Genomic DNA, 7,198 nt, shown 5'->3' with positions numbered 1-7,198 from the left:
TAAAAACCGTCTTCCCAATTGCCCACACAGTTTTTACCGGGGCAGCCGTTTGAACTTCTAAGCATCGGCAGTCCCACCTTTTTGTCCCAAGATGGTGCGAATGAGATGATTTACGCCATATATAAAAAGTATAATAAAAGACATGATTGCTCCTTTCTGCCTGAAAAAAAGCGAAAAAAAATAAAGGCGCTGCCAAACGGCTTTCTGAAAGACAGCGCCAATGCTGTTATTTGCAGGATATTGTTGCTTATTCTTCGTCATCGTGAGGAGCTTCAGGCTGCGGAGGCGTATGCCTGCCGTCACCCCGTCTGCCAAAGCAATTGGAACCGTGCCCGTTGAACCTTGGATCATTGTGGCCCGGTTCAAAACGTCTGGCGCCGTGTGCACCTCCCGGTCTTCTGTCTGACCAGCCATGAAAGTCTTCTCTGCGGTCAAAAGGATGCCTGCCGCCGTGCATAAACATCATTTCAAACCTTTCATCGCCCAGTCTTTCACGGGCAGAGCGCATCCATTCAAGCCTTTCGTCGTCTTCATCATCCCCAAGCTGGGCTTCAAGTGCCGCAGCGACGCGGTCGAGATACTCACCGAAGACCATTTGTTCCTCCTCGTTGAGACAGCTGAAAATATCTACAAAATCCGGGCGGGGCTGCTGCTCATTCTTTCCTTTTTCCGTTAGCTGTACCAGCATGATGCGTCTGTCAGCTTCCGAAGGGGTGCGGGTGATATAACCGCCTTTCTCCAGTTTGTTAAGAAGCTCGTTAAGAGATTGTATCCGAATGCCCAGCAGATATGACAGGTCTTTTGTGCTGATTTCAGATTGCATTTTGAGCATAGCTAAAACCCTGCCTTGCCCGCGGGTCGGATCAGCCATGGGACCATGTTCCGCATGTTTCTGTAAATGCTGGCGCTGCAAGAGCCATTGCAGCTTTGAGAATTTTTCGTAGAGTTCTGTAAAGTTATCTTCCATCATATTAAAAACCTCCTAAAATTGAATGTTCATCAGGTACCTTAAATACATTGTACAGGTACCTGATAGAAATGTCAAGAAAAATTTCATCAGGTACCTGTACTTTTTTTATATCTTATATTTTTACGATTAAAAATTCCTTATAAAAGCAAGAGGAAAAAGTGAATTTCCGAAAAGTCCGGAAAAGCCTGAATATGGGAACAATGGAAGAACATACCTGGAGCGTGAGGCTAAAGATGAAGAATAATGATATAACAAGGATGGATACGAAGAAAATCATTTTATGATAAAGTTTGCAGGGAAAAGAGGTAAATGCTGATCAAAGGCGGGGAAACGATTGAGAAGCTTCTATATAATAAGGTCAGAAAGACAGATAGAGTTTCCTTATAAAACATGGTTGATGCCAAGGGGCACATGAACTATCGAATATAAAAATATAAAAATATATTGTATTTTCAGAAAAATTATGGTATGATATCCTTTGTTTGACTATAGGAGGTGGGAAACGTGATCAGGATTATTTTATCAATCATATTTGTTATCATATGTGTTGCTTTATCAGCAATAATCCTTTTACAGGAAGGAAAGAGTCAGGGCCTGGGTTCTATCGGCGGTATGGCTGATACCTACTGGGGCAGAAATAAAGGCCGTTCCATGGAAGGAAAACTGGAGAAATTCACAAAATACGGTGCAGTCCTGTTTTTCATTCTGGCGCTGGTACTGAATCTGAATATACTGTAAAGATTAAACACTCTTGTGATATGGCAACAAGGGTGTTTTTTTCGCATTATGGGGAAGTTTCGTAATACCTGCTAGTAAAATGCAGATAATAATAGAATAGATTGAAAAGAAAAATAGATAAAAATGATAGTTAAGAGAGGAAGACAATGACAGAAGAACAATTAACGCAAAGAAAAGCCATGCTTCTCCAGCTGATAAATGATCCTGCCTATGCACCTATGAAATTAAAGGAGTTAGCCATTTTCTTTGACATTCCAAAGGATCAGAGGGAAGATTTAAAAGAGGTACTGGATACTCTTTTAGCAGAAGGAAAGATCGGTATATCGCAAAAAGGAAAATATGGAAAGCCAGATATCGGCTCCATTGCCGGAGTGTTTTCCGGACACTCCAAAGGCTTTGGGTTTGTAGCGGTAGAAGGGCTGGATCAGGATATTTTTATTCCGGAAGACAAGACAGGCGGAGCGCTTCACGGTGATACGGTGCTGATATCTGCCGAATCAAAGCCAGGAAACGGAAAAAGAGCTGAAGGCCATGTGATCAAGGTGCTGATCCATGCAAATGAGCAGATCATAGGGTTTTATCAGAAAAATAAGAATTTTGGTTTCGTCATTCCGGACAACCAGAAAATTTCAAAGGATGTGTTCATTCCTCAGGGCAAGGACATGGGAGCCGTGACCGGTCACAAGGTGGTGGTTAGGGTTACGGATTTCGGCGGGCCGGAACGGAAGCCGGAAGGAATAATAACAGAAATAATTGGCCACGTCAATGACCCTGGCACGGATATTCTTTCGATTGTAAGAGCATACGGACTTCCGGAGGAATTCCCGGACAGCGTAATGAAGCAGGTGGAATCAGTGCCTGGTGAAGTAACCGGTAAAGATATGCAGGGCCGTCTGGATTTAAGAAATTTACAGACAGTTACCATTGATGGAGAAGATGCAAAGGATCTTGACGATGCTATTACTTTATCAAAAAAAGATGGAGTCTACACCTTAGGCGTTCATATCGCTGATGTTACGAATTATGTAACGGAAAACAGCCCATTGGATGAGGAAGCATTAAGACGGGGAACCAGCATTTATCTTGTGGACCGGGTAATTCCCATGCTGCCTCATAAGCTGTCAAATGGAATATGTTCCCTAAATCAGGGAGAAGACCGGCTGGCCTTAAGCTGCATCATGGACATTGATGAAAACGGCAATGTAATGGGACACAGGATAGCAGAAACCGTCATAAACGTGGACCGGAGAATGACCTATACGGCGGTCAACGCCATTGTCACTGACCGGGATGAGACGGTTATGAAGGAATACGAAACTTTTATCTCCATGTTTGATCAGATGAAGGAGCTGGCCGATATTCTGCGGGAAAAGAGAAAGAAGAGAGGCTCCATTGATTTTGATTTCCCGGAAACCAAGGTGATTCTTGATGAACGCGGAAAGCCTTTGGAAATCAAGCCTTATGAGAGAAATGCAGCAACTAAAATCATTGAAGATTTTATGCTGATGGCAAATGAGACAGTTGCAGAGGATTATTTCTGGCAGGAGATTCCATTCCTTTACCGGACCCATGACAACCCGGATCCGGAAAAGATGAAGAGTCTTGCAACTTTGATTAACAATTTCGGATATTCCATCCGTTTTCACAATGGTGAGGTTTACCCGAAGGAAGTCCAGAAGCTGCTTGCCAACGCGGAAGATACGCCGGAGGAAGCCCTGATCAGCCGTCTGGCCCTGCGTTCTATGAAGCAGGCTAAATATACGGTATCAAATACCGGACATTTTGGCCTGGCGGCTAAATATTACACCCACTTTACTTCTCCGATCAGAAGGTATCCGGATTTACAGATCCACCGCATCATTAAGGAGAACCTAAGGTCAGGCTTAGCTGGGAAGAGGATCAGCCATTACGATAAGATCCTTCAGCAGGTAGCCGTCCAGTCTTCTGCCATGGAGCGGAGAGCCGATGAAGCAGAGCGGGAGACCATTAAGCTTAAAAAGTGTGAATATATGTCAAAACACGTTGGGGAAGAGTTTGACGGAGTGATTTCCGGTGTGACAAACTGGGGGCTTTATGTGGAACTTTCCAACACCGTGGAGGGCCTGATTCATGTGAATCAGCTCCAGGATGATTATTATCATTTTGATGAAGAACATTATGAGCTGGTAGGTGAAACGACAAGGAAAACCTTTAAATTAGGTCAGCCTATCAGGGTCATGGTATTGGGTACGGATAAGCTTTTGCGTACCATCGACTTTATTCCGGCGAAGAGTTTTGAAGAGGAATAACAGGAGGAATGAAAATGGGGAAAGAGAGTTTCAAATTAATTGCCAATAATAAAAAGGCATATCACGATTATTTTATTGATGAAAAATTCGAGGCAGGCATCGAACTTGCCGGAACAGAAGTAAAATCCATCCGCATGGGCAAATGCAGCGTCAAAGAATCCTTTGTGAAAATCGATAAAGGAGAGGTTTATGTCTGCGGCATGAACATCAGCCCTTATGAAAAAGGGAATATCTTTAACAAGGATCCGTTGAGGGTCAGAAAGCTGCTGCTTCACAGGGCTGAGATCGGAAAGCTGGATGCAAAGATTGCCCAGAAGGGCTATACCCTGGTCCCTCTGCAGGTATATTTTAAAGGCAGTCTGGTGAAGGTGGAGATCGGCCTTGCCAGAGGTAAAAAACTATACGATAAGAGAGATGACATTGCGAAAAAGGATCAGAAAAGAGAAGTGGAAAGAGAATTTAAGGTGAGAAATCTTTCATAGAGTGCCACTTTAAGCCTCCTGAATAATCTGTACAGAAAGCTGTTTTAATGCTAAAATAACCTTAGAAAATGTTGGAGGGAAAACGGATGGCATTATATGATTACGTAGGGGCGTTAAAGCGGGGCCGCAGGCAATATCAGGCTTCCGTGTCAAAGGGAGAATATCCGTATCTGCCGGTCTTGGATCAGATCCTGTCCTATACGGATATTGTTTCAGAAGTGAACTTGGGAATCATGGATATTCCTCTGGAAAAGGTGGTAGGCACGAAAACGGAGGGACGCACCAGCGCCTTTGCCAGTAATTTCATGCCTCTATTGTCGGAGAAATCAGAATTTGGGGCGAAATGGGCATATTTATATGACCATCAGATTGAAGAGGGGATCCATGATCCTATCGAAGTCTTTGAATTTATGAACCAGTATTACGTTCAGGAAGGCAATAAAAGGGTCAGTGTCTTAAAATATGTAGGTGCTTTCAGTATCTCTGCCTCTGTCACCCGCATGATTCCAAAGAGGACAGATGATTTAGATAACAAGCTTTATTATGAATTTCTGGATTTTTACCAGGTTTCTTTTAACTGTGATGTCTGGTTCAGCAAGGAAGGAAGCTACGACAAGCTGATAAAGGCCATGAATAAGATTCCGGGAGAGCCTTGGAGTGAGGATGACAGGATCATCTTCAAATCCGCTTATGACCGTTTTTCCAAAGCATTCCATGCTTTTGGCGGCGATGATTACGATATGACGTGTTCGGACGCGTTTCTTGTTTACGTGGAGCTGTTCGGATACCGAATCGTGAAAGACCGGATCGAGGGGCAGATAAAAAAGGACTTGGTCAGAATAAAGGATGAACTGCTCCTGGCCTCCAGAGGCAATAAGATCACTTTGATTGAACAGCCGGAAGAAATAGAGGAATCATCGGACAATAGTCCCCTTAAGCTCATTAATTGGCTGCGTCCGTTCCAGTCCATTGAACCGGAGATGCTGAAAATTGCATTTATCCATGCGAAAACAGCAGAAACTTCCAGCTGGGCTTATGGACACGAGCTGGGCAGGATGTACTTAGAGCAGGCTTTTAACGGAGCCATACAAACGGTTGCATTTTTTAACGCAGATTCTGAGCCGGAGATCGCAAATGCCATTGAACTGGCCATTGGGGCCAGGTGCAACGTAATATTTACTACGGCCTCCCAGATGATCAATTTAAGTGTGAAAGCTGCAATCGATCATCCGGAGGTAAAGGTGTTCAACTGTTCCGTTAATATGTCCTATTCTTCCATCTGCACCTATTATGGAAGAATGTATGAATCAAAATTCCTTATGGGCGCTTTAGCAGCTTCCATGTCCCAGGCTGAGAAGATTGGATATATTGCTGATTATCCGATCTACGGCACTATTGCCAATATCAATGCCTTTGCCCTGGGAGCCAGAATGATCAATCCTTATGCCAAGGTGTACTTAGAATGGTCAAGGGTAAAGGAACGGGATGCTCATGCGGAGTTGGAAAAAGAGAAAGTCACCTTTATATCAGGCGATGACATGATAACTCCCCAGACGCCCACCAGAGAATACGGACTTTACCAAAAGAATCCAGATGGCAGCCTGAAAAATCTGGCGACTCCTATCTGGCATTGGGGAAAGTTTTACGAAAGAATTGTTAATATTATATGCCATGGGGATTTTAGCAGGAAGGAAATGAAGGGGAAACAGGCCATCAATTACTGGTGGGGGATGTCGGCAGATGTGATAGATGTCATTTGCTCTCATAATCTGCCTCACGGAACCAGCCGGCTGATTTCATTTTTAAGGAATTCCATAAGGGCTGGAAGCTTTCAGCCTTTTGAAGGAACCATTTATTCTCAGGACGGACAAATCCAGTGCGGAGAAAACGAAAGTCTTACTCCGGAAGAAATAACCACCATGAACTGGCTGACAGATAATGTGGTGGGACAGATTCCGGAATTTGATGAGCTTACGGAAGAGGCTCGGTCTCTGGTACGTCTCCAGGGACAGACAATATACGAGAACATGGATATGGAGGAACAGCGTGAAGATCCTGGTACTGTCTGACCATGAGTCAAAATCACTTTATGAATACTATTCACCGGAAAAATTGCAGGACATTGATTTAATCATTTCCTGCGGAGATTTACGAGCGAATTATCTTACGTTTTTTGCAACATTTTCCCATGCCCCGGTCTATTATGTCCGGGGTAACCACGATTGCAGGTATGAGGACTGTCCACCTGAAGGCTGCACCTGCATTGAAGATGATATCATAACCTACAAGGGAATCCGGATCATGGGGCTGGGCGGTTCCATGGAGTACATTCCAGGCTCGCCGAACCAGTATACGGAACGGGGAATGGAGCGGAGAATCAAAAAGATGTGGTGGAAGCTTAAGAAGAACAAAGGATTTGATATTCTTGTCACCCATGCTCCGGCATATGAACTCAACGACTTACCGGACCTGCCTCATCAGGGATTTTCCTGTTTTAAGGCACTGATGGACAAGTATTCTCCCAAATATTTTCTTCATGGACATGTGCATGCCAATTATGGAAAGAGCTTTAAGAGGGAAGACCAGTATGGCTGCACAAAGGTTGTAAATGCTTATGAGTATTATATAATAGAGTATCCGGGGAATCCGTAATACTCCGGGTCCTGGTACAAACGGAACAGGCGATGGCTATCTTAAGCCATATAGCAGGTTATCCAGTC

7 protein-coding genes are annotated in these 7,198 nt (G+C 44.0%); 5 read left to right on the top strand and 2 right to left on the bottom strand.

Annotation, left to right across the window (positions count from 1 at the left end; translation table 11 throughout):
- Positions 1 to 57: 57 nt before the first annotated feature.
- The gene (locus tag RT269_RS19410) at positions 58 to 261 is read right to left on the bottom strand and encodes a hypothetical protein (protein ID WP_313185054.1); all 204 of its coding nucleotides are present in this window, start codon (positions 259 to 261) and stop codon (positions 58 to 60) included.
- Positions 248 to 970 (bottom strand): MarR family winged helix-turn-helix transcriptional regulator, encoded by a 723-nt coding sequence (locus RT269_RS19405; RefSeq protein ID WP_313185052.1) that lies wholly within the window; start codon positions 968 to 970, stop codon positions 248 to 250. The genes RT269_RS19410 and RT269_RS19405 overlap by 14 nt, the downstream gene beginning before the upstream one ends.
- 504 nt (positions 971 to 1,474) lie before the next feature.
- Between RT269_RS19405 and secG the strand changes: the two genes are divergently transcribed.
- From secG to RT269_RS19380, 5 genes are all read left to right on the top strand, one after another.
- Entirely contained in the window at positions 1,475 to 1,708 is a 234-nt protein-coding gene (secG, locus tag RT269_RS19400; protein WP_025233317.1) for a preprotein translocase subunit SecG, read from the top strand.
- Positions 1,709 to 1,887: 179 nt separating this feature from the next.
- Positions 1,888 to 3,996: a ribonuclease R gene (rnr, locus tag RT269_RS19395; protein ID WP_313185058.1), complete on the top strand. Its 2,109-nt coding sequence runs from the start codon at positions 1,888 to 1,890 to the stop codon at positions 3,994 to 3,996.
- Positions 3,997 to 4,010: 14 nt separating this feature from the next.
- A complete protein-coding gene (smpB, locus tag RT269_RS19390) occupies positions 4,011 to 4,478 on the top strand; it encodes an SsrA-binding protein SmpB (protein ID WP_313185051.1) in 468 nt (155 codons plus the stop codon).
- A gap of 86 nt (positions 4,479 to 4,564) precedes the next feature.
- The gene (locus RT269_RS19385; protein WP_313185049.1) at positions 4,565 to 6,547 is read left to right on the top strand and encodes a BMP family ABC transporter substrate-binding protein; all 1,983 of its coding nucleotides are present in this window, start codon (positions 4,565 to 4,567) and stop codon (positions 6,545 to 6,547) included.
- Entirely contained in the window at positions 6,525 to 7,130 is a 606-nt protein-coding gene (locus RT269_RS19380; RefSeq protein WP_313185047.1) for a metallophosphoesterase family protein, read from the top strand. Before RT269_RS19385 ends, RT269_RS19380 begins: the two co-directional genes overlap by 23 nt.
- The last annotated feature ends 68 nt before the right edge of the window (positions 7,131 to 7,198 follow it).

The organism is Lacrimispora sp., assembly GCF_032078915.1.
Taxonomy (GTDB): domain Bacteria; phylum Bacillota; class Clostridia; order Lachnospirales; family Lachnospiraceae; genus Lacrimispora.
This window is presented reverse-complemented; position numbering and strand designations above follow the sequence as displayed.

Bases quoted from the DNA above. Each gene is read 5' to 3' on its own strand.
- RT269_RS19410 (WP_313185054.1), bottom strand. From the start codon at position 261: ATGACGAAGAATAAGCAACAATATCCTGCAAATAACAGCATTGGCGCT.
- RT269_RS19405 (WP_313185052.1), bottom strand. From the start codon at position 970: ATGATGGAAGATAACTTTACAGAACTCTACGAAAAATTCTCAAAGCTG.
- rnr (WP_313185058.1), top strand. From the start codon at position 1,888: ATGCTTCTCCAGCTGATAAATGATCCTGCCTATGCACCTATGAAATTA.
- smpB (WP_313185051.1), top strand. From the start codon at position 4,011: ATGGGGAAAGAGAGTTTCAAATTAATTGCCAATAATAAAAAGGCATAT.
- RT269_RS19385 (WP_313185049.1), top strand. From the start codon at position 4,565: ATGGCATTATATGATTACGTAGGGGCGTTAAAGCGGGGCCGCAGGCAA.